Origin of the sequence: Pseudochrobactrum albidum, assembly GCF_051851455.1 — a bacterium.
Classification (GTDB): Bacteria; Pseudomonadota; Alphaproteobacteria; order Rhizobiales; family Rhizobiaceae; genus Pseudochrobactrum.
The window spans coordinates 117,117-137,727 of sequence record NZ_JBPVTR010000018.1 but is presented as its reverse complement, the minus strand read 5'-3'; the positions used below and the strand labels follow the sequence as shown (position 1 = coordinate 137,727).

General features: G+C 50.0%; 22 protein-coding genes. 11 read left to right on the top strand and 11 right to left on the bottom strand.

The annotated features are described in order from the left end of the window. Positions 1-65: 65 nt before the first annotated feature. The 3 genes from ACSTTO_RS03530 to ACSTTO_RS03520 are packed head-to-tail and all read right to left on the bottom strand — an operon-like array spanning position 66 to position 2,849. Positions 66-977, bottom strand: a complete 912-nt coding sequence (locus ACSTTO_RS03530; RefSeq protein WP_439271752.1) for a Rossmann-fold NAD(P)-binding domain-containing protein — start codon at positions 975-977, stop codon at positions 66-68. Then, entirely contained in the window at positions 977-2,176 is a 1,200-nt protein-coding gene (gene queG, locus ACSTTO_RS03525; protein ID WP_439271751.1) for a tRNA epoxyqueuosine(34) reductase QueG, read from the bottom strand. The genes ACSTTO_RS03530 and queG overlap by 1 nt, the downstream gene beginning before the upstream one ends. Beyond that, complete coding sequence (locus tag ACSTTO_RS03520) at positions 2,157-2,849, bottom strand: glutathione S-transferase family protein (RefSeq protein ID WP_439271778.1); 693 nt, start codon at positions 2,847-2,849, stop codon at positions 2,157-2,159. The genes queG and ACSTTO_RS03520 overlap by 20 nt, the downstream gene beginning before the upstream one ends. 399 nt (positions 2,850-3,248) lie before the next feature. Here ACSTTO_RS03520 and ACSTTO_RS03515 point away from each other — a divergent pair, with 399 nt between their 5' ends. Further along, positions 3,249-4,055 carry an undecaprenyl-diphosphate phosphatase gene (locus ACSTTO_RS03515; RefSeq protein ID WP_439271750.1) on the top strand — a complete coding sequence of 269 codons (807 nt, stop codon included), beginning with the start codon at positions 3,249-3,251 and terminating at the stop codon, positions 4,053-4,055. 75 nt (positions 4,056-4,130) lie between these two features. Here the strand turns inward: ACSTTO_RS03515 and ACSTTO_RS03510 are convergent, their stop codons facing one another. After that, positions 4,131-5,120, bottom strand: a complete 990-nt coding sequence (locus ACSTTO_RS03510) for a complex I NDUFA9 subunit family protein (protein WP_439271749.1) — start codon at positions 5,118-5,120, stop codon at positions 4,131-4,133. A gap of 407 nt (positions 5,121-5,527) precedes the next feature. Here ACSTTO_RS03510 and lepA point away from each other — a divergent pair, with 407 nt between their 5' ends. From lepA to ACSTTO_RS03495, 3 genes are read left to right on the top strand one after another with little or no spacing between them, the layout of a single operon-like run. Then, positions 5,528-7,336 (top strand): translation elongation factor 4, encoded by a 1,809-nt coding sequence (gene lepA / locus ACSTTO_RS03505; protein ID WP_439271748.1) that lies wholly within the window; start codon positions 5,528-5,530, stop codon positions 7,334-7,336. Further along, positions 7,336-7,665 (top strand): hypothetical protein, encoded by a 330-nt coding sequence (locus ACSTTO_RS03500; protein WP_439271747.1) that lies wholly within the window; start codon positions 7,336-7,338, stop codon positions 7,663-7,665. Before lepA ends, ACSTTO_RS03500 begins: the two co-directional genes overlap by 1 nt. After that, positions 7,662-7,913, top strand: a complete 252-nt coding sequence (locus tag ACSTTO_RS03495; RefSeq protein WP_439271746.1) for an Rdx family protein — start codon at positions 7,662-7,664, stop codon at positions 7,911-7,913. The genes ACSTTO_RS03500 and ACSTTO_RS03495 overlap by 4 nt, the downstream gene beginning before the upstream one ends. A 349-nt stretch (positions 7,914-8,262) precedes the next feature. Here the strand turns inward: ACSTTO_RS03495 and ACSTTO_RS03490 are convergent, their stop codons facing one another. Next, positions 8,263-9,474: a DNA recombination protein RmuC gene (locus tag ACSTTO_RS03490; protein WP_439271745.1), complete on the bottom strand. Its 1,212-nt coding sequence runs from the start codon at positions 9,472-9,474 to the stop codon at positions 8,263-8,265. A 209-nt stretch (positions 9,475-9,683) separates the two neighbouring features. On the opposite strand from ACSTTO_RS03490, the gene def reads away from it, so the two are divergent. From def to truA, 4 genes are read left to right on the top strand one after another with little or no spacing between them, the layout of a single operon-like run. Further along, positions 9,684-10,217 (top strand): peptide deformylase, encoded by a 534-nt coding sequence (gene def, locus ACSTTO_RS03485; protein ID WP_439271744.1) that lies wholly within the window; start codon positions 9,684-9,686, stop codon positions 10,215-10,217. Positions 10,218-10,259: 42 nt separating this feature from the next. After that, the gene (gene fmt, locus ACSTTO_RS03480) at positions 10,260-11,195 is read left to right on the top strand and encodes a methionyl-tRNA formyltransferase (RefSeq protein ID WP_439271743.1); all 936 of its coding nucleotides are present in this window, start codon (positions 10,260-10,262) and stop codon (positions 11,193-11,195) included. Further along, positions 11,192-11,719, top strand: a complete 528-nt coding sequence (locus ACSTTO_RS03475; protein ID WP_439271742.1) for a GNAT family N-acetyltransferase — start codon at positions 11,192-11,194, stop codon at positions 11,717-11,719. The genes fmt and ACSTTO_RS03475 overlap by 4 nt, the downstream gene beginning before the upstream one ends. Next, on the top strand, positions 11,720-12,475 hold the full coding sequence (truA, locus tag ACSTTO_RS03470) for a tRNA pseudouridine(38-40) synthase TruA (protein ID WP_439271741.1): 756 nt from the start codon (positions 11,720-11,722) through the stop codon (positions 12,473-12,475). It begins immediately after the preceding gene. On the opposite strand, the gene ACSTTO_RS03465 is transcribed toward truA, so the two are convergent. Further along, positions 12,470-13,066: a hypothetical protein gene (locus tag ACSTTO_RS03465; RefSeq protein WP_439271740.1), complete on the bottom strand. Its 597-nt coding sequence runs from the start codon at positions 13,064-13,066 to the stop codon at positions 12,470-12,472. The genes truA and ACSTTO_RS03465 overlap by 6 nt on opposite strands. Positions 13,067-13,667: 601 nt before the next feature. On the opposite strand from ACSTTO_RS03465, the gene ACSTTO_RS03460 reads away from it, so the two are divergent. Then, entirely contained in the window at positions 13,668-13,883 is a 216-nt protein-coding gene (locus ACSTTO_RS03460) for a hypothetical protein (RefSeq protein WP_439271739.1), read from the top strand. Between the two features lie 157 nt (positions 13,884-14,040). Here ACSTTO_RS03460 and dapD read toward each other — a convergent pair whose 3' ends face one another. Further along, positions 14,041-14,895, bottom strand: coding sequence for a 2,3,4,5-tetrahydropyridine-2,6-dicarboxylate N-succinyltransferase (gene dapD, locus ACSTTO_RS03455; RefSeq protein ID WP_439271738.1), 855 nt, complete (start codon positions 14,893-14,895; stop codon positions 14,041-14,043). Between the two features lie 218 nt (positions 14,896-15,113). On the opposite strand from dapD, the gene ACSTTO_RS03450 reads away from it, so the two are divergent. Then, entirely contained in the window at positions 15,114-15,953 is an 840-nt protein-coding gene (locus ACSTTO_RS03450) for an LOG family protein (RefSeq protein WP_439271737.1), read from the top strand. A gap of 66 nt (positions 15,954-16,019) precedes the next feature. On the opposite strand, the gene ACSTTO_RS03445 is transcribed toward ACSTTO_RS03450, so the two are convergent. Next, entirely contained in the window at positions 16,020-16,940 is a 921-nt protein-coding gene (locus tag ACSTTO_RS03445) for a DUF817 domain-containing protein (RefSeq protein WP_439271736.1), read from the bottom strand. After that, on the bottom strand, positions 16,940-17,641 hold the full coding sequence (locus tag ACSTTO_RS03440) for a pyrimidine 5'-nucleotidase (RefSeq protein ID WP_439271735.1): 702 nt from the start codon (positions 17,639-17,641) through the stop codon (positions 16,940-16,942). Before ACSTTO_RS03440 ends, ACSTTO_RS03445 begins: the two co-directional genes overlap by 1 nt. Before the next feature lie 258 nt (positions 17,642-17,899). Between ACSTTO_RS03440 and ACSTTO_RS03435 the strand changes: the two genes are divergently transcribed. Then, positions 17,900-18,805, top strand: coding sequence for an EamA family transporter (locus ACSTTO_RS03435; RefSeq protein ID WP_439271734.1), 906 nt, complete (start codon positions 17,900-17,902; stop codon positions 18,803-18,805). 141 nt (positions 18,806-18,946) lie between these two features. Here ACSTTO_RS03435 and argB read toward each other — a convergent pair whose 3' ends face one another. Both argB and yihA read right to left on the bottom strand, forming a co-directional pair. Continuing rightward, complete coding sequence (gene argB, locus ACSTTO_RS03430) at positions 18,947-19,834, bottom strand: acetylglutamate kinase (RefSeq protein WP_439271733.1); 888 nt, start codon at positions 19,832-19,834, stop codon at positions 18,947-18,949. 61 nt (positions 19,835-19,895) lie between these two features. Beyond that, positions 19,896-20,588: a ribosome biogenesis GTP-binding protein YihA/YsxC gene (gene yihA, locus ACSTTO_RS03425; protein ID WP_439271732.1), complete on the bottom strand. Its 693-nt coding sequence runs from the start codon at positions 20,586-20,588 to the stop codon at positions 19,896-19,898. Positions 20,589-20,611: the final 23 nt, after the last annotated feature.

Below are 20,611 nucleotides of genomic sequence, written 5' to 3'. Positions count from 1 at the left end.
ATCACACAGCATCAACTGTGCCGCGCCGGCTGGCAAGCGTAAAAATAGCACAATATGTGCTGTTTTTAGAGGAATTTCTGCTCTTTTAGAAGGTTTTCAAGCCCAGTGCGATAATCGGGATAGCGCAATTGGTAACCGGTTGCCTTGAGTGCCGCATTCGAAGCGCGTTTGCATTCCTGATAAAATGAACGCGCCATGGGCGATAAGTCTGCCTGTTCATAATCAATGGCAGGCGGGGGAGCAATGCCAAGCAATTGGGCGGCATAGGCAACAACCTCATGGGCTGGCGCGGGTTCATCATCAGCCAGATTATAGGTGCCGCCAAGCTGGTTGATCGCAAGATGCGCTAATGCGCCGCCAATATCCTCCACATGGATACGGTTGAACACATGATCTTTTTTAATCAGGCGATGAGCACGGCCTTGCCGCAGGCTGGCCAGCGCATTGCGCGCCTGCCCCTGAAAACCCGGGCCATAAATACCGGCAACCCGTAAAACAGCACAGGCAATGGCTGTGTTTGTTGCCTGTGCGCGCCATTCATTTTCAGCAATAATGCGGGCGGATGACCGGCGCGAGAGCGGTTTAAGCGCTGAATTTTCATGCACCCACGCCCCCTGATAATCGCCATAAACGCCAAGAGTTGATAAATAGCTGATAAAACGGGCATGGGGCGCATAATGTTGCAGCCCCTCCGGCATCAGCCGCAGCACGGGGTCAGCATTTTCTGCCATGCCGGTTAAGGGCGCGATAGTAGAAACAATATGGGTTGCCTGTTTCAATTCATCGCGCAACTGTGCGTCAAATCCCTGTTCTGAATCAAAAAAGACCGGATTGATACCCGTGCTGCGCAAGGATTTTGCCTGATCAGCGCGGCGGAAAGTGCCGGCGACAGAACTGATCCGGGCTGCAGGATTGCGCCGCAGAGCCTGCACAAAATAATATGCGCTATAGCCGGCACCAAACAGGAAAATACGCATTATTCATCTCTCTCACAGGAAGCGGGGGCGAGCAGCCATTCTTCAATCACCGTGGCATCGTGCTCAAGGGGAAGGTGATGGTTTTTAAGGCGGGTAAAATCTGCCTGTGATGCAAGGCGGGATAATGCCCATACAGCTGCGCCGCGGGTGACAGGGGCAGGGTCGTCAAGCAAGGTTTCTATTATGCCAAGATAGGCAGGATTGCCGGAATTGCCTGCTGCAATAAGCACGTTGCGGATAAAGCGATCCCGCCCGATGCGCTTGACCGGCGAGCCGCTGAAAAGCGAGCGGAAAGCCTGATCATCCAGTTGCAGCAAATCGCCGAGTGCGGGTTCTTTCAGCTCTTCGCGCGCCTGTAATCTGGCCTCGCGCGAGACTTTGGCAAACTTGTTCCACGGGCAGGCGGAAAGACAATCATCACAGCCATAAATGCGATTGCCCATCATGGGGCGGAATTCCTGCGGGATAGGGTCTTTATTCTCGATGGTGAGATAGGAGATACAGCGCCGTGCATCAATCTGATAAGGTGCCGGAAAGGCATTTGTCGGGCAGGCATCCATACAGGCGCGGCATGTGCCGCAATTATCCTTGCCTGCCTTATCCGGCTCCAGTTCTGCCGTGGTGAAGATTGAGCCGAGAAACAGCCATGAGCCATAATCACGGCTGACCATATTGGTATGTTTGCCCTGCCAGCCCATGCCCGCTGCAACGGCCAGCGGCTTTTCCATCACCGGTGCGGTATCAACAAAAACCTTAACCTCATGGCCGGTGCGTGCAGCAAAACGGCTTGCCATATGTTTGAGCTTGCCTTTGATGATATCATGATAATCGCGGTTTTGCGCATAGACCGAGATTGCCCCGCAATCCTTTTTCTCCTGCAAGGTGCGGGGGTCGTGATCGGGGCCGTAATTCATTGCGAGCATGATGACGGAGCGCACCTCATGCCATAAGACAGAGGGATCGGAGCGGCGCTCTGCCGTCTCCTCCAGCCATTGCATGGTGCCGTGATAGCCTTGATCAAGGAAGTAGCACAGCCGTTGCGGCGCTTCAGGAATGGCATCGGGCGTGGTGACGGCCATCACATCAAAGCCAACCGCTGCCGCTTCTTCTTCAAGGTAGCGTTTCAGGCGGACGGCCATAGGCTCGTTGCTCTTAGGCAAGGGTTTTTTGGGCATATGCTCAGAAGTCGAGGTCGCCATAATGAGATGCCGGAAAAATACCGCGTACACGGTCTGCCAGAAGCGGGCGGAATGATGGCCGGGATTTCATCCGGGCATACCATTCACGGGTGGCGCGATGTTCAGCCCATTCGATCTCACCCAGATAATCAAGGATGGAAATTCCGGCCGCGGCTGCCATATCGGCATAGCTTGGCGCATCACCCGCCAGCCAGTTGCGCGTGGCGGCCAGCCAGTCTGTATAACGCAGATGCTGGCGGATATTGGAGCGGGCAGCACGGATTGCTGTGGAATCGGGTGCGGAAGAGCCGGTTTCCTGCGACATTTGCAATTTGAAAACCCGCTCGCGGGCAAGGTGGCGGGTTACTTCATTTTCAAATTTGATCAGAAACCAGTCCACAAGGCGGCGCACTTCAGCGCGCTCCATTGGTGTTTCAGGCAGGAGACGGCGGTTGCGTTTCAACGCGCCGCGGGTTTCATCCATATATTCAGCAATCACGGTTGCGCCGACAACCGGCAGGTCATTTTCCGCCAGCAGAACCGGCAGGGTTCCGGCCGGATTGAGCGCCAGAAACTCCTTTCTGCGCGACCATGGCCGTTCCTCTATCAATTCCGCTTCCACATCATATTCATTAAGAATGAGACGAACATAGCGCGAGGCGGTGGACATGGGATGGTGAAACAGCGTGAGCATGTGTTGCAACAATACTTTCACATAAAAGGCTGATGCCGTTAGGCGGCCATCAGACTGAAGAACTTGTCAGGTTTTGCATTGCGCCACAACCGGCCGGAACTATATAAAACCGGTTATAGAAGGCTGCAAATACAGACCGGGAATAACATAAAATGCAGCAGTGGAGCATTTTGTCCTATTATACGCCTTTCCTATAAATAATTGGTTAGGACGCTTGGGCTACATATTTATGTGATGATTTCGGCATAGAAACATTTTATCGGGCTAAATTTAAGGCAGCATTGTTGTTTTTAATTATTTTCCGGCCTGATGATTGCTGTTCTCCGCTGACGTATCGGGGAAGTTGCGGAAATTTCAGAGATTATTTTCAGCCAGAGGCAGATAGGGATATTCGGCAATATGGATGCATGGGCAATTTTTGAGGCTGCGATACTGGGGCTTCTGGAAGGTATGACCGAGTTTCTTCCGGTATCGTCAACAGGACACCTGTTGCTTGCGGGGCATTTTCTGGGGTTCGAATCAACCGGGCGCACTTTTGAAGTGCTGATCCAATTGGGGGCTATTCTGGCGATTCTCAGTGTTTATGCCGGACGGTTGTGGAAATTGTTCACCGATTTGCCGCATGATGCGGCTGCGCGGCGCTTTATTTTTGGCATTTTGCTGGCTTTTTTACCTGCCGCGGTGATTGGCGCATTTGCACATAGTTTTATCAAGCAGGTTTTGTTTGAAACGCCAATGCTGGTTTGTTCCATGCTGATCATTGGCGGTTTTATCCTGCTATGGGTTGATCGCATGCCAATGCGCGCCCGCTATACTGATGTTGCGCAATATCCGTTGAAAATGTGCTTTATGATCGGTGTTGTGCAATGCTTGGCGATGATTCCCGGGGTGTCGCGTTCCGGCTCCACCATTGTCGGTGCTTTGCTGATGGGCTCAGATAAGCGCTCGGCTGCGGAATTTTCGTTTTTTCTGGCCATGCCGACAATGGCCGGTGCCTTTGCCTATGATCTTTATAAGAATCACGCAGCGCTTTCTGCCAATGATATGACGCAGATTGCTATTGGTTTTATTGCGGCCTTTATATCCGGTGTGATTGTGGTGCGCTATTTGCTCAATTATGTCTCGCGCCACGGTTTTGCATTATTTGCCTGGTGGCGGCTTATTATCGGCAGTGCGGGGCTGGCGGCCTTGCTGGTATGGGGTTGAGTTATTAGAAAAAAGCGAAGACTAAAAACAATAAAGGCTCCTTTCGGGAGCCTTTATTTTATTGTTTAATCCGGTTTAGCGGGCAAGGCTTGCCTTGTCATATTGGCCAAGAACGCGGAAGCGCCACAGATAGGAAGGCAGGATTGCATCCACAGCCTGCGGTGTGATGCCAAGCCCCTGCAATGTGCGTCCGGCATCAATTGCCTGCTGCGAAACAATATTGTCGCTTTTCAGTAATTTAACCTGATCGGCTGTGAGTGGCGCATTGGGCAGAAGCCCGAGGATTTTGCCCTGCAGGCCGGCAAGCCACCAGGGCAAACTGATGAAAGCACGTTTGCGATTGCTTACTTCCAGTGCAATTTCCATGCAGCGGCGCAAGGATAAGATTTCCGCGCCGCCCAGCTCATAGGTTTGGCCGGCCTGTAATTTGCCTTCAATCGCGCGGGCAATGACCTCAGCCACATCGCCGACATAGACCGGCTGGAACTGTGTATTGCCGCCGCCAATCAAAGGCATGAAAGGCGAGAAGCGGGACATATTGGCGAATTTGTTGAAGAACTGATCTTCAGGGCCGAAAATGACGCTTGGGCGCACAATAACGGCATCGGGTTTGGCGGCCAGAACCTGACGCTCGGCCTCGGCCTTGGTGCGCGCATATTGTGATGCGCTTTGCAGATCTGCGCCAAGGGCAGACATATGCACCAGCGGCACATTGGCAGCGGCTGCAATTTCTGCCACATGTTTTGCACCGGTTACATGCACCGTGTTGAAATGCTGTTTGCCGGCTGTTTTGAGAATGCCGACAAGATTAATCACATAATCAGCGCCCTGAACAGCGCGCTCCACTGACCAGCGGTGGCGGATATTGGCCTGCACCAGCTGGATCTGGCCAACATTACCGAGCGGCTGCATATAATAAGCGATTTCCGGCTTGCGCACGGCAACCCGTACACGGTAGCCGCGCCGTGCCAATGCATCAACCACATGGCGGCCGACAAAACCTGAACCGCCGAAAACCGTAACCAGTTTTGGTGTGATGCGGTGATTGAGAGTTTGCGTGTCCATGACCTGTCTCCTGCGCCGGTTTTTATAACGGCATAATGGCTGCCTTTGCATTGTGGCAGAGTGCGGTAAATTTATAATCCTGATCAACAATAACGGGTAAATCCGCCAGCTTTTGGCTCCCGCTTTACTGGTTTTTCACAGTTTAGCAAAGGGGACATAATGCACCATACAAATGAAAGCCTGTTTGAAGGTAAAATAACCATTGCCACAGGCTTTGTCTGTATGATTATTCCTGTTCCCTGATTTGTATATAAAACAGGTAAAATCAAGACCGCAGGCCGGAGGGCGGGGGAAACAATGCAATATGTGGTGTTTTTCTGCCTTATCACGCAAGAAAACAGCTGCTATGGCCTGTTTTGCAACAAACCCCCTTTGCCTTTACACAAATCTGCTGCTAAATCGCGCGCATGAGCACACCACTTGACCATATCCGGAATTTTTCCATCGTCGCCCATATTGATCATGGGAAGTCGACCCTTGCCGACCGTCTGATTCAGGCAACCGGCGGCCTTGAGAATCGTGAGATGAAAGAGCAGGTGCTCGACTCGATGGATATCGAGCGCGAGCGCGGCATCACGATCAAGGCGCAGACCGTGCGCCTCAATTACCGTGCGAAAAACGGGGAGAGCTATATTCTCAACCTGATCGACACACCGGGGCATGTTGATTTTGCCTATGAGGTTTCCCGCTCGCTGGCAGCCTGTGAGGGTTCTTTGCTGGTTGTGGATGCAAGCCAGGGCGTGGAAGCACAAACGCTTGCCAATGTTTATCAGGCAATCGACAATAATCATGAACTGGTTGTTGTTCTTAACAAAATTGACTTGCCGGCTGCCGATCCTGAACGGGTGAAGGAACAGGTTGAGGATGTGATCGGTATTGATGCATCGGATGCTGTGGAGATTTCTGCCAAAAGCGGCCTTGGTATTCCCGATGTTCTGGAGGCGATTGTTGAGCGTTTGCCGGCGCCAAAAGCAGGCGACCGTAACGCCCCGCTTAAAGCCATGCTGGTGGATAGCTGGTATGATACCTATCTTGGCGTGATTGTGCTGGTGCGCATTATTGATGGCGTGCTTAAAAAAGGCCAGACCATTCGCATGATGGGAACCGGCGCCAAATATCCGGTGGAGCGTGTGGGCGTGTTCACACCGAAAATGGTGGCTGTGGAAGATCTGGGCCCGGGGGAACTTGGCTTTATCACCGCTTCAATCAAGGAAGTGGCTGATACGCGCGTGGGGGATACGATCACCGAAGATAAACGGCCGACAGAAAATATGCTGCCGGGCTTCAAACCGGCGCAGCCTGTGGTGTTTTGCGGCCTGTTTCCTGTGGATGCGGCAGATTTTGAAGATCTGCGTGCGGCAATGGGCAAATTGCGCCTTAATGATGCGAGCTTCTCTTTTGAAATGGAAACATCGGCGGCGCTGGGCTTCGGGTTCCGCTGTGGTTTTCTCGGGCTGTTGCATCTTGAAATTATTCAGGAACGCCTTGCCCGTGAGTTTGATCTTGATCTTATCGCCACCGCACCTTCCGTTGTTTATCGTATGAATATGACAGATGGTTCGGTGAAAGAGCTGCACAATCCGGCAGATATGCCGGATGTGGTGAAGATTGAGTCGATTGAGGAGCCGTGGATTAAAGCGACAATCATGACGCCGGATGAATATCTGGGCTCAATCCTCAAACTGTGTCAGGAGCGCCGCGGCATTCAGGTTGATTTGTCCTATGTCGGCCCGCGCGCGATGGTGACATATGAATTACCGCTCAATGAGGTGGTGTTTGATTTTTATGATCGGCTGAAGTCAATTTCCAAAGGTTATGCATCTTTTGATTATAATTTGTCGGATTATAAAGCCGGTGATCTGGTGAAAATGTCGATCCTCGTCAATGATGAGCCGGTTGATGCGCTTTCCATGCTGGTGCATCGTTCTGCCGCTGAAAAACGTGGCCGTGTGCTTTGCGAAAAGCTGAAAGACCTGATCCCGCAGCATATGTTTAAAATTCCGATTCAGGCGGCAATTGGCGGGCGTATTATTGCGCGTGAGACGATCTCTGCATTGCGTAAAGATGTGACGGCAAAATGTTATGGCGGTGACGTTTCGCGTAAGCGCAAGCTTCTGGAAAAACAGAAGGAAGGCAAGAAACGTATGCGCCAGTTCGGCAAGGTGGAAATACCGCAGGAAGCTTTCATTCAGGCGCTTAAAATGGGCGATGAGTGATGAAAGAACCTTATTATCGCGAATTCTGGATTATAAGTGATAATGGTGATCAATTGTATCCAAAATTGATCAGGAATATGGATACAGGGAAATTACGCTATCAGTTGCTTGCAGATGGCTCAAATAGAAAAGAAGATGGTGATGAAACAGATGACCCTCTGGAAGCGGTTGTGCGTTTTCTGAAAGGCGAAAGCCTACGATTTGGTAATGAAAATACGACTGCTAATCGGTTCAAGATCAATGGTGGACATGTAAAACAAATTGGCATGTCTACCGACTTCTTGTTGTCATCGGATATTGTTAATAAGCTTAAAGTTGAAATTCAATGACAACCAAGCCACGTATTACCGTTGAATATTGCACCAAATGTAACTGGATGTTGCGCGCCGCATGGGCCGCACAGGAGTTGCTGCAGGTTTTTGGTGATGAGATTGGCGAGATTGCACTGATACCGGGTGGTAATGGTGATTTCATCATCCGTTTGAATGATGCGGTGGTTTGGGATCGCAAGGCTGAAAACAGCTTCCCTGAGAGTGATGCGCTGGTTGCCCGTATCCGCTCGGTGATAAAATGTTGAAAATGCCCTGATCTTTATGCGCAATATAAAAACTGTAACTTGTAAATTTTAACTGGTTAAAACAAGCCTCTTTCCTGAGCTAACCGGCTTTTTCTGTGCTCCTTCATAAGCTTGCGGGCAATATTTGTGTTTTAGATTCTGTGTTATTCTTTTGATATAATAGTGAAGGATCAGAGCGGGATTTGCAGAAGAAAGCAGATTTTATAATTTATTTTTATATCAGGTAAAAGCTAAATAGTTAATTTTATTGATATAATTAAGTTTTCAACCATGCTGCAACCGGTTTTTAAGCCATAATCACAAAGGCTTGTAATTCTGCTTTGAGACAAAGATTCCGGATCGCTGATATTTATAGCAAGCGCGGTGGCTGCGATGCGCCGTTCGGGCGTAATTGTTGTGGTTTCTTCTCTTCATTCTCCCGATGATCGCCCAGTTCCAGTGCTTCAATTTTTGCCCCGCGGCGCGTGAGTTTGGAAGTTGAAATGAGAATATCGTCAATATCACGGCTGGCTTGTGAGAAATGGTTCTGTAATTTGCGCACACGCTCATCAAGCCGTGCCACATCATCCATCAGGCGTACAACTTCCCCCTGTATCAGATGCGCCTGTTCGCGCATACGTGCATCTTTGAGCACAGACTGAATAACCTGTATGGAGAGCATGAGCAGCGAGGGCGAGACAATAACCACCCGTGCGCGGTGAGCGCGCTGGATGATGATTTCAAAATTCTCGTGAATTTCCGCAAAAATTGATTCTGAAGGTACAAACAGAAAAGCGGTATCCTGTGTTTCTCCGCTGATAAGATATTTGGCGGCAATATCGCGAATATGCATTTCCATATCACGGCGGAATAATTGCTCATAATGGCGTTTGGCCTCCGGTGTTTTTGCTTCTTTTAATGCATGCCAGCTTTCCAGCGGAAATTTTGCATCAATCACCAGTGATGCAGTGCCATTGGGCATTTTTACCAGACAATCCGGCCGCATATTATTGGAGAGTGTGGCCTGAAACTCATAAGCGCCTATCGGCAGGCCGTCAGCAATAATTGCCTCCATACGCGATTGCCCGAAAGCGCCGCGCGTCTGTTTATTGGTAAGAATGGCCTGTAATTGCACCACCTGTCCGGCAAGTGACTGGATATTATTCTGAGCAGTATCAATCACTGCCAGCCGCTCCTGCAATCTGGTCAGGTTTTCATGGGTGGAGCGGGTTTGTTCGCTGATACTGCGGCCAAGATGGCTGGTCATGCCATCCAGCCGGTCGCGGATGGATTTGTTGAGTTCTGCCTGCCTTGCGCCGAATAACTCCGCCATTGTCTGCATACGCCCCTGCATTTCCGCCTGGCTTTTGAGCAATGACTGCATCTGTATTTCTGCTTCCCGCGCCCGCTCCTGCGATTGGAGCTGTGCCTGCAATATGGCGTGATTATTGCGCCTTCCTGCCCACAAACCAATAAGAAGAACCAGCAATAGGATGCCGCCTGCACTAAGCAGCAAGACAGGTGAAAGGCCGGATAAGGCGCTGATTGAGGCGGGTAATTGTGAAGCAGAGATGTTTTCCATGAGATAAAGATTACATGATTCGTGGTAAATACAGGAATAAAACGTGAACGATTATACATTGCTATTATGTAATTTATTGACGTGACAGTGCGGAATGATTAGACCGGTCGCTATTCAAACCGGATGCCGCTGCCTGTTTATTTATGTTTCAGGTGACCCTGCCGGTGTCAGATATTCCAATCAATTGCAAAGTGCTCCGGACAAATGTGATGACCATCAAGCCGATTATTATTCTTCCTGATCCGGTGTTGCGCCAGATTTCCAAGCCGGTTGAGCGTTTTGACGCTGACTTGCATAAATTTGCCGATGATATGTTTGCCACAATGTATGATGCGCCGGGTATCGGGCTTGCTGCAATTCAGGTGGCTGAGCCGATCCGCATGGTGGTGATTGATCTGGCAAAAGAGGGTGAAACGCCGGAGCCGCATATATTCATCAATCCGGTGATTGTTGAACGATCAGATACGCCGAACACTTATGAAGAAGGCTGTCTTTCGATTCCTGATTATTATGCAGAAGTGCAGCGCCCTGCGAGCGTGCGCGTGACCTATCAGGATATTGAGGGCAAACCGCAGGAAATAAAGGCTGAGGGCTTGATGGCAACTTGTCTGCAGCATGAAATTGATCATCTGGACGGGGTGCTTTTTATTGATCATCTTTCCAAGCTGAAACGGGATATGGTGATCAAGAAGTTTAAAAAACTGGCCAAGACCCATATGCCTGCCTCAGCCAAAAAAATGTGAAGCAGCTTTTGCACTCTATCAAAAACTGGGATGGGATAGTCTATGTCATTACGTATTGTGTTTATGGGCACGCCGGAATTTTCTGTTCCTGTGATGACGGCGCTGATCGGGCAGGGCTATGACATTGTGGCGGTCTATAGCCAGCCGCCACGCCCTGCGGGGCGCCGCGGGTTGGAATTGACCAAATCGCCGGTGCATGAAAAGGCTGAGGAATTCGGCATTCCGGTTTTTACGCCCAAAAGCCTGAAAAGCGAAGAAGAACAGCAGATTTTCCGTGATCTCAAAGCAGATGTCGCGGTGGTTGTGGCCTATGGTCTGCTATTGCCGCAGGCTATTCTCGATGCGCCTGCACTTGGCTGTTATAACGGCCATGCATCGCTTTTACCGCGCTGGCGCGGTGCTGCGCCAATGCAGCGGGCGCTCATGGCCGGTGATGGGGAAACCGGCATGATGATTATGAAAATGGATGCAGGTCTTGATACGGGGCCTGTGGCCATGGTCGAGAAGGTTGCAATCACGCCCAATATGACCTGCGGTGAATTGCATGATCGTTTGAGCCTGACCGGCGCCGACCTGATGGTGCGGGCGATTGCGGCGCTGGAGCGCGACAGTCTGAAGCTGAGCCCGCAATCTGAAGAGGGTGTGACCTATGCTGCTAAAATCGAGAAATCGGAAGCGCGGATTGACTGGTCGCAACCGGCACAGGATGTGCATAATCGCATCCGTGCGTTAAGCCCGTTTCCCGGTGCGTGGTGTGAGATGGAAATGAACGGCCGTTCAGAGCGGGTGAAAGTGCTGCGTTCGGTAATCGCTGATGGCTCAGGTCAGGCCGGCGAAGTGCTGGAGGGGCAGCTGGTTATTGCCTGCGGGCAGGGGGCGGTGGCGCTCACACAGGTGCAGAAGGCAGGGGGCAAGCCGGTGAGTGCTGCGGAATTTTGTAATGGCGTAAAACTTAAACGCGGTACAATTCTGTCATGACCCATTCTTCCGAAAAGCGGTTAGATATTCGCCCTGTCCGTGAGCAAGACCGCTCTCAGATTTATGGTGTGATTGCTGCCGCTTTTAGCGGAAATGACGAAGTTGTGCTCGTGCGCAGGTTGGTTGCCGATAATGATGCTGTGCTGGAACTGGTTGCAGACGTGCAAGGTGTTGTTATCGGGCATATTCTGTTTTCCCGTCTATGGGTTGAGCAGTCTGATGCTTTTCTGCCGGCTGTGGCATTGGCACCGCTGGCGGTTATGCCTGCCTATCAGCGGGCGGGGATAGGACGCGCACTGATAGAAGAGGCGCACAGGCGGCTTGCGCAACAAGGCGAGACGCTCAGCGTTGTGCTGGGAGAGCCTGCTTATTACGGGCGCTTTGGCTATAATGTAGCGGATGCGGCTGAGCTCAGGAGCCCTTATCCGGCGCAATATCTGCAATTGAAGCATCTTGCAGACAATAGGCCTTGCGGCTATTTGCAAGGTAAACTGATTTATGCTTCTGCATTCGGAGAAAATTGAGTGCCGCGTTACCGCCTGACAATTGAATATGATGGCACGCCCTATGCCGGCTGGCAGCGGCAGGATAATGCGCCAACCGTGCAGGGGGCGATAGAGGCGGCTATTTTCAAATTTTGCGGTGACAGGAATTCTCTTGGCGCGGCAGGGCGCACTGATGCCGGTGTGCATGCATTGCGGCAGACAGCGCATGTGGATCTGACAAAAGACTGGGCAGCCTCCAAGGTGCGTGATGCGGTCAATGCCTATCTGGTGCTGGCCAAGGATAGTGTGTTTTTGCTTAATGTTGAAAAGGTGCCGGATCGTTTTGATGCGCGGTTCAGCGCCCTCGGGCGGCACTATATCTATCGCATTATCAACCGGCGCACACCTTTGGCGCTGGAGGCAAACCGCGCATGGTGGGTGTCGAAAAAACTGGATACGGATGCCATGCAGGAAGCCGCGCAATTGCTGCTTGGCCAGCATGATTTCACAACTTTCCGCTCAACGCAGTGCCAGTCGAAAAGCCCGGTGAAAACCCTGGATGTGCTGGATGTGCAGCGCCATGGCGAGTTGATTGAAGTGCGGGCTTCCGCACGATCTTTTTTGCATAATCAGGTGCGCTCGCTGGTGGGAAGCCTTAGCGAGGTTGGCAGCGGCCGCTGGAATAATGATGATCTTCTGGCAGCTCTTGCGGCGTGTGATCGCAAGGCTTGCGGCATGGTTGCGCCTGCGCACGGGCTTTATATGATTGGTGCGGATTATTCCCCCATTTTATAAAACCGGCATCAGGCCTGCCAGATTTTGCAGGATCATGGTGAGCATAATGCTGCCAAACATAATGCTGAGATAAAACGGAACCGCAAAACTGTGCGGCCTTTGCAGGGCGGCACGTGTCAGCCGGTAACCGAGCACCAGTGTGGCAATAAACAGCATAAAGCCAAGTGTTGCGAAAAACACTGCAAAATCCGGCAATAACAGGCTGAAAAATGTCAGCGGTGCATAAATCCAGGCAAAGAGTGCCGTTGCCCAGTTTGTGGCGACCACATAAGTGGAAAAGCGCCGCTCAAGGCCGAGGCTGCGGCTTAGCAGGCCGATGATCAGCAGCGGCAGAAGCCAGACAAGCATATCAATAAGGCCGAGTTTGACCGTGTTGTGAATACGCAGCATTGCCTCATCACTGCCCTGCGCCAGACGGGCAGAAATATCAACCCAGCCAATCAGCATTGGCGGCAGGGCAATGACAACAGCATAAAATGAACGCCAGAAACCATCAGCAGTGGTGTTGAGCCGGTTTAACGCTTCCGGATGGCCGGTCATGGTTTGCCAGACTGCAGAGAAATAATACTGAATTTCTTCAAAACTGGGCATAGACAACCTGTATAAATGGGGCGGAGAATCGACCGCTTATAGAATATGTGCCGCAAGCCTATATGGCTTGAGCAGGCAATAAAATCTTCAAGAAAATTTTCACGCGCTTTGATCAGTGTTTTAATATCCTTTTATCGAGGGCGATGACCGGCAGTGATAATATTGTGCAGGGCATTTTCAGCAAGATCAGATCACATTTTACAGAAAATATTTCCCCTTTACGGTAACGTGGTCTTACAGAAAATTCTCACGAAGAAGTGTTTCTCGTTGCGCCGTATGGCTTTTGGCTAAAGTCATATTTTTGTGAAAAAACCTTCATTGTTTCATTTTTGTAAACTGTAGAGAGAATAGATTGTTTCATAATCATGCACAATTATTACGCATTTTGAGTGTGATCAATAAATTTAATTTCAATAATATATTGATTTTTAATAATATTTTTTATGGGTGTTATTTTATGGCTAGCAAAATATGGCCTAAATTTGAGGCAAATGTAAAATCTATGTGAATTGAAATTATGAACGACAATTCTTATTTCCGGTTCATACGAACAACGCACCTCCCAAGCGTGTTCACATAAACTGAACAAGGAAATTGAGAAATGAAAAAGATTATTTTGTCCGCTGCAGCTCTTGCCATGACTGCCGGTATTGCTTTTGCAGAAAATCCGAATGTTGGCACACCTGATGATCTCTACAGTAATGATCGCACACCGGTGATTACAAATTCTACTGTCAAGAGCACACAGCCTGAAACATACAGTGATGGTTCAGCACATGGTTTCGGCGATCATTCGCCATCAAGCACACGCCGATAATTTTTCATAAACCAGAATATTGCTGAATATTTTTGCTGATTAAACGAAAAATGCGCCCTGTTTTTCAAGGCGCATTTTATCCCTTCAAAATTAAAAAAAGGGAGGCCGGCCTGTTAGCTGATCTCCCTTATATTATCAGTTTTCTTGCCGGTGGATTTCAGTCTCGCAGCAAATCATTGATTGAAGTTTTGGAGCGGGTTTTTTCGTCAACACGCTTTACAATAACCGCGCAATAAAGGCTTGGGCCTGCCTGCCCGTCCGGCAATGGCTTGCCCGGCATGGTGCCGGCAACCACCACGGAATAAGGCGGCACTTCACCATAGAATATCTCGCCTGTGGAGCGATCCACGATTTTGGTGGATTTTCCGATATAGACCCCCATTCCCAGCACCGAACCTTCACGGATGATGCAGCCTTCCACCACTTCCGAGCGCGCACCGATAAAGCAGTTATCTTCAATAATTGTCGGTTCTGCTTGCAGTGGTTCCAGCACACCGCCAATTCCGACACCGCCGGAAAGATGCACATTTTTGCCGATCTGAGCGCAGGAGCCGACCGTTGCCCAGGTATCCACCATTGTGCCTTCACCCACATATGCACCAAGATTGACAAATGATGGCATCAAAACAGCATTGGGAGCGATATAGGCGGAGTGACGCACAACGCAATTGGGCACTGCACGAAAGCCGGCTTTGGTAAATTCATCCGCTGTCCAGCCGTTAAATTTGGACGGCACCTTGTCCCACCAGACGGATGCGTCCGGCCCGCCTTTGATAATTTCCATCGGATTGAGGCGGAAGGACAAAAGCACGGCTTTTTTCAGCCATTGATTGACATGCCATTTGCCGTCTGCCTGTTTTTCTGCCACGCGAGCCTTGCCCTGATCCAGCAATAAGAGGGATTGAGTAACGGCATCGCGGATCTCTCCGGTTGTGGATACCGATACATTGTCACGCTCATCAAAGGCTTTTGTGATAATTTTTTCGAGAGCAGACAGATCAGCCTGAGACATTTTACGGCTCCTGAAGGTGTTGAAACGAGGTTGAATTACATTTATTTCGGCATTCAGACGAAGTTAACGACGAAATATTCAGATTTTGGAATATTTTCGGCAAATGATTAGGCTAAGCTTGAGTGATGGTCAATCTTGGCTTTGCCGCTTTTGCACTATATGCCTCCGTTATACAAAAATAACGAACTTAATGTTCAGTAAAAACAGGAAGAGATTGCATGAACCCGCTTGAGAAAGACGGCTGGACACCATTCAGCAATTCCGGTGAAACCGTCAAGCGCGTGGCCACTGTGCCGGATACGCCGCAAACCCGTGCCCCTGCCTATAAACTGGCATTCAGCGATGCTGATTTCATGACCAAGCGGGAATTACGCCCGGTGCGCTTGCAACTGGAGCTTCTGAAGCCTGAAATGATTATGGAAGAGCGCGGTATCAAATCAACCGTTGTGTTGTTTGGCGGCGCACGTATTCCGGAGCCGGGCGGTGAGGCATGGGCTGCAAAAAATGAACAGCAGAAGAAAAACCTTGAAGCCAATTCAATTTATTATGAGGAAGCCCGGGAATTTGCCCGCCGTTGTTCGGAATATTCTTCAACAACCTATTATCGTGAATTTGTAATCGTGACCGGCGGCGGCCCCGGCGTGATGGAGGCCGGCAATCGCGGGGCTGCTGATATTGGCGCACCGTCAATCGGGCTGAATATTGTGTTGCCGCATGAACAGGCGCCCAATGCCTATGTTTCGCCGGAACTTTGTTTCAATTTCCACTATTTTGCATTGCGGAAAATGCATTTTCTGTTTCGCGCCAAGGCTTTTGCGGTCTTTCCGGGCGGCTTTGGCACGATGGATGAATTGTTTGAGACCCTGACCCTGATGCAGACCGGGCGCATGGAACGCGTGCCGCTGGTGCTGTTTGGCAAGGAATTCTGGAATAAAGCGATCAATATTCCTTATCTAGCCGAGCAGGGAACAATCTCGCCGGAAGATTTGCAGCTGTTCCATTATGTGGACACGGCTGAAGAGGCATGGAATGTGGTGAAAGACCACTACAAGCTTTAATCAATATTTCTGCTTATTAAAACGCTGCCGCATGTCTGATGCGGCGGTGTTTTATATTGGCGGCTGTTATAACCCTTGAGATTTTCCGGTTTGGTGATCATCGGGAACTCTTGGCGGGTGGATGATTGTTACCAGAACAACAGAGATGATCATCAGCAAATACCATGAGCCGAGTTTGGACAGAGAAACCGGCACCCATTGATCATGCTGCCCCGGATAGAGCCAGACCCGCGACCATGTGCCGATATTTTCCGCAATCCAGATAAAAAATGATGTGAGAAAAAAAGCCAGCAACAGGGGCATTTGGTGACGAAACCGGAAAACACGGTAATGCATGGATGTGCGCCAAAATAACAGCGCGGTGCAGGAAAAGAGCAGCCAGCGTATATCGGGCAGATAATGATGGCTGAAGAAATTTATATAAATAGCGGTTACGAGAATGAAGGTCAGCGGCAGCGGCGGATAATGAGCAAGGCGGATATCAAAAATCCGGTTGATCCGCGCCATATAAGAGCCGACAGCCGCATACATAAAACCGGAAAAGAGCGGCACACCGCCAATACGGAAAAAATTGGCCTCAGGATAAACCCATGATCCCATGTGGGTTTTGAAAATCTCCATAATTGTGCCGACAATATGAAAAATGAGGATAATTTTCATCTCGCGCCATGTTTCAAGACGGCAAAACAGCATCAAAATCTGAATGGTTATTGCGGCAAGAAACAGAAAATCATAGCGCGTGATCAGATGCGGCAGAACAGATGCATCTGTCCAGAGAAATTTGCTGAGAATAATCAATCCCAGCATCAATCCGCCAAAAAGACAGGCCCATGCCTGTTTTAATCCAAAAACCAGAAATTCCACCAAAGCGCCGGAAAAACCATGTCGGGGAAGGCGATCAAGCAGGCGATGTGCTGCGGTATCAATGGTTGTTTCAAGAGAGGTGAAATGGCGGTTTTTTCTGGTTTTGATTATATTATGATCCATTATCGAGGGTGCAGGGCTTTCAAAAACTCTGTGAGATTATCGGTTACAAAATCCACGTGATCGGTAAAGGCCGGATCACTTTCCCAGATTTCGCTGAAATCCGGCTCAAAATTGCGCGGCACAATCAGCACTGTGCGCATGCCGCTGGCTTTGGGAACCACAAGATTGCGCGCCAGATCTTCAAACATCGCTGCATTTTGCGGGTTAATGCCGCACTGCTTGTAGAAAATTTCATAAGGCGCGCGCTCCGGTTTGGGTATAAGCTGGCCGGCAATTATGTCAAAAATACCATCAAAATGGTCGAGAATGCCCAATTGTGCCGCTGCTTTTTCCGCATGGTTGCGGTCGCCATTGGTATAGATGAATTTGCGCCCGGGCAGACGGGCAATAGCATCTCCTAAAAGCGGATCGGGCTTTAGCCATGAATAATCAATATCATGAACTTTGGCGAGAAAATCATCCGGATCAATTTTATAGCATTCCATCAGCCCTTTGAGGGTGGTGCCGTAATCCTTATAAAATTGTTTCTGGACTTTTCGCGCTTCTTCGCGGGGCAGTTTTAACAAGTCTGCCACATAGGCGGTCATGCGGACATCAACCTGTGAGAATAGGTTGGTCTCATGCGGATAAAGCGTATTATCCAAGTCAAAAACCCAGTCAGTGACATGGGCGAAGTGGTGCGGATCAGGTAAATTGCTCATGGACAGGTTATGCCATGAAGTTTTGTAAAGTTCAGCCTTTATTTTTTTTAAGGCTGCGGACACAGCAGTGAGATCTTTTAAGTTTGCGGTTATGCCTGCGTTTTAAGTTTGCGGCTATGCCTGTCGTTTTAAGTTTGCAGGCAAAGCCTGCGGTTTTAAGTTTGCAGGCAAAGCCTGCGGGGACTTGTATTTTCAGCGCAGACATGCACAAGCAACGGGCAGATTTCCTTTTTGTTTCAAAGAACATAATATCGCACCATGGAACTCTGGATACCAATCACCATTGCAGCTGCCTTCATGCAGAATATCCGCAATACGTTGCAAAAAAAGCTGCAAAGCAGACTTGGAACCAGAGGGGCAAGCTTTGTGCGCTTTGGCTACGGCTTTCCTGTTGCCATTGCCTATGTGCTGGCTTTGCATATGCTGGCGGGCTTTGTGGTGCCGCAGTTGAATAAAGCCTTTATATTCTGGAGTATTATCGGCGGACTGGCACAGATCTTTGCCACTATTATGCTGGTGCATCTATTTACATTGCGCAATTTTGCCGTTGGTACGGCCTATTCCAAAACCGAGCCGGTGCAGGCCGCAATTTTTGGGCTGATCCTGCTTGGTGAACGGGTAACAACCGGTGCGATTGCGGCAATTATTGTTGGCGTGTCGGGGGTAATGCTGATTTCTGTTGCGCGTATGCCGCTGAGCTGGGCTAACCTGTTAAAAGCGCTTATCAGTCGTACGGCGCTGATCGGTATTGCATCCGGTGGTGTTTTCGGTATTTCTGCGGTGGCCTACCGCTCGGCTTCGCTCTCGCTGGAAGGGGCAGACCCGATCATGCAGGCGGCAGTAACACTTGCCTGCGTTACCAGTTTTCAGACGGTTTTCATGCTGGTGTGGATGCTGATCAAAGATAAGAGCGAAATTACGCTGGTGCTGAAATCATGGCGCTCATCCTCGCTGGTTGGCTTGTCAAGCGTGCTTGGCTCTGCGGGCTGGTTCACAGCCATGGCGCTGCAACAGGTGGCTTATGTGCGGGCTCTGGGGCAGATTGAGCTGATCTTCACTTTTATTTCTTCCGTTTTTATCTTTAAGGAGAAGATCAATCATACGGAAATTGCCGGCTGCCTGTTGATTGTAACCGGTATTTTGTTCCTGCTTTTGTGGAATTAAAACAGTTTGCGTCTTGAATAAATGTGCAAAAAAATCCCGCTTTATGCGGGATTTTTATTGGTTCATATCTGTTACATATTTTGCAGTCACGCACCCAAAGAGTGCTTTTTTAGTTATGGCACCAAAAGGGTGCTTTTTTAGTTATGGCACGAGTAGCGTGCCGGCACCGCGTTCTGTAAAGAGTTCCAGTAACACTGAGTGCGGGGTTTTACCATTAAGAATAACCACACCCTCAACACCACGGCGGATGGCATCAATACAGGTTTCCACTTTAGGAATCATGCCGCCGGAAATGGTGCCATCGGCAATCAGGGCTTGCGCATCAGCAACCGATAATTCCTTGATCAGGTTTTTATCCTTATCCAGCACGCCGGGCACATCGGTAAGAAACAGCAGCCGTGTTGCCGCCAGCGCTCCGGCAATAGCGCCGGCAAAAGTATCGGCATTGATATTATAGGTATGGCCGTCACGCCCGGGGGCCACGGGGGCAATAACCGGAATCATTTCAGAACGCGCCAGAAGATCAAGCAATGTGCGATCCACTTCCACCGGTTCACCCACAAAGCCAAGGTCAAGCACGCGCTCAATATTGGAGTCAGGATCACGATAGGTTTTGCGGGCTTTTTCCGCAAAAACCATATTGCCGTCCTTGCCGCAAAGGCCAATTGCCCATTCACCTTCGGCATTGATCATGGCAACGATTTCTTTGTTGATGGAACCGGCAAGAACCATTTCCACCACTTCCACCGTTTTTTCATCTGTAACGCGCAGGCCGCCTTCAAAGCGGGATTCAAGGCCGAGCTTGTTGAGCATGGAAGCAATTTGCGGGCCGCCGCCATGCACCACAATCGGGTTGATGCCCGATTGCTTGAGCAGGGCGATATCGCGGGCAAAAGCCTTGCCAAGAGCCGCATCGCCCATGGCATGGCCGCCATATTTGACGACAACAGTCTTATTCTCGTAACGCTGCATAAATGGCAGGGCGGCAGAGAGAAGTTGCGCTTGGATTTCTGGGCTTGTCGCAGTCATGGAACACTCCACGGCATAAAGATTGGTTGGTGTTGTAAGGCGAGGGTGGCAGATAAAAAATTTATTCTTTACAGATAAGGGCGATGGCAGCGCGCACCGCATCAATACCGGTTGTCTTTTGTGAGGATGTGGCAAGAATATGCGGAAAGGCAGCAGGCCGTCTGGAGATTGCCTTTTGCGTTTCTGCCATGAGGCGGGGAATGCCAGTCTCTTTGATCTTGTCAATTTTAGTGAGAATAATTTGATAGGAAACAGCGGCCTTGTCGAGAAGGTCGAGCACATCCGCATCATTTTTTTTAATGCCGTGGCGGGCATCAATCAGCACATAGACACGTTTCAGCGTGGTGCGGCCGCGCAAATAATCAAACACCAGTTTTGTCCAGGCATCAACCATGGCTTTGGGGGCTTCTGCAAAACCATAGCCTGGCATATCCACCAATGCCAGAGGAGGCAGGTCACCATTCTCGCCGGAATATCCATCCGGCACAAAATAGTTCAACTCCTGTGTGCGTCCGGGCGTATTGGATGTGCGGGCAAGGCCGCTGCGCCCGACAATTGCATTGATCAGTGAAGATTTGCCGACATTGGAGCGTCCGGCAAAAGCAATTTCAACAGGGCCTTCCGGCGGCAAAAACTTCATGGAGGGGACACCGCGGATAAAGATCCACGGTTTGCTGAAAAGCGCCTTGCCTTCAGCAACAAGTGCTGCGTATTTTTCGGCCTCTTTTGCGGCAGCCTGTTCTGCTTCGGTCACTGAATGCATCCTGTATGTTTTAT

Excerpts from the sequence above, each read along its gene's own strand:
- ACSTTO_RS03445 (WP_439271736.1), bottom strand. The coding sequence starts at position 16,940 with ATGGATCATAATATAATCAAAACCAGAAAAAACCGCCATTTCACCTCT.
- ACSTTO_RS03450 (WP_439271737.1), top strand. The coding sequence starts at position 15,114 with ATGAACCCGCTTGAGAAAGACGGCTGGACACCATTCAGCAATTCCGGT.
- ACSTTO_RS03495 (WP_439271746.1), top strand. The coding sequence starts at position 7,662 with ATGACAACCAAGCCACGTATTACCGTTGAATATTGCACCAAATGTAAC.
- ACSTTO_RS03465 (WP_439271740.1), bottom strand. The coding sequence starts at position 13,066 with ATGCCCAGTTTTGAAGAAATTCAGTATTATTTCTCTGCAGTCTGGCAA.
- argB (WP_439271733.1), bottom strand. The coding sequence starts at position 19,834 with ATGACTGCGACAAGCCCAGAAATCCAAGCGCAACTTCTCTCTGCCGCC.
- ACSTTO_RS03435 (WP_439271734.1), top strand. The coding sequence starts at position 17,900 with ATGGAACTCTGGATACCAATCACCATTGCAGCTGCCTTCATGCAGAAT.
- queG (WP_439271751.1), bottom strand. The coding sequence starts at position 2,176 with ATGGCGACCTCGACTTCTGAGCATATGCCCAAAAAACCCTTGCCTAAG.
- def (WP_439271744.1), top strand. The coding sequence starts at position 9,684 with ATGACCATCAAGCCGATTATTATTCTTCCTGATCCGGTGTTGCGCCAG.
- lepA (WP_439271748.1), top strand. The coding sequence starts at position 5,528 with ATGAGCACACCACTTGACCATATCCGGAATTTTTCCATCGTCGCCCAT.
- ACSTTO_RS03490 (WP_439271745.1), bottom strand. The coding sequence starts at position 9,474 with ATGGAAAACATCTCTGCTTCACAATTACCCGCCTCAATCAGCGCCTTA.
- ACSTTO_RS03515 (WP_439271750.1), top strand. The coding sequence starts at position 3,249 with ATGGATGCATGGGCAATTTTTGAGGCTGCGATACTGGGGCTTCTGGAA.
- ACSTTO_RS03510 (WP_439271749.1), bottom strand. The coding sequence starts at position 5,120 with ATGGACACGCAAACTCTCAATCACCGCATCACACCAAAACTGGTTACG.
- ACSTTO_RS03440 (WP_439271735.1), bottom strand. The coding sequence starts at position 17,641 with ATGAGCAATTTACCTGATCCGCACCACTTCGCCCATGTCACTGACTGG.
- ACSTTO_RS03475 (WP_439271742.1), top strand. The coding sequence starts at position 11,192 with ATGACCCATTCTTCCGAAAAGCGGTTAGATATTCGCCCTGTCCGTGAG.
- ACSTTO_RS03530 (WP_439271752.1), bottom strand. The coding sequence starts at position 977 with ATGCGTATTTTCCTGTTTGGTGCCGGCTATAGCGCATATTATTTTGTG.
- ACSTTO_RS03520 (WP_439271778.1), bottom strand. The coding sequence starts at position 2,849 with ATGCTCACGCTGTTTCACCATCCCATGTCCACCGCCTCGCGCTATGTT.
- ACSTTO_RS03500 (WP_439271747.1), top strand. The coding sequence starts at position 7,336 with ATGAAAGAACCTTATTATCGCGAATTCTGGATTATAAGTGATAATGGT.
- dapD (WP_439271738.1), bottom strand. The coding sequence starts at position 14,895 with ATGTCTCAGGCTGATCTGTCTGCTCTCGAAAAAATTATCACAAAAGCC.
- ACSTTO_RS03460 (WP_439271739.1), top strand. The coding sequence starts at position 13,668 with ATGAAAAAGATTATTTTGTCCGCTGCAGCTCTTGCCATGACTGCCGGT.
- fmt (WP_439271743.1), top strand. The coding sequence starts at position 10,260 with ATGTCATTACGTATTGTGTTTATGGGCACGCCGGAATTTTCTGTTCCT.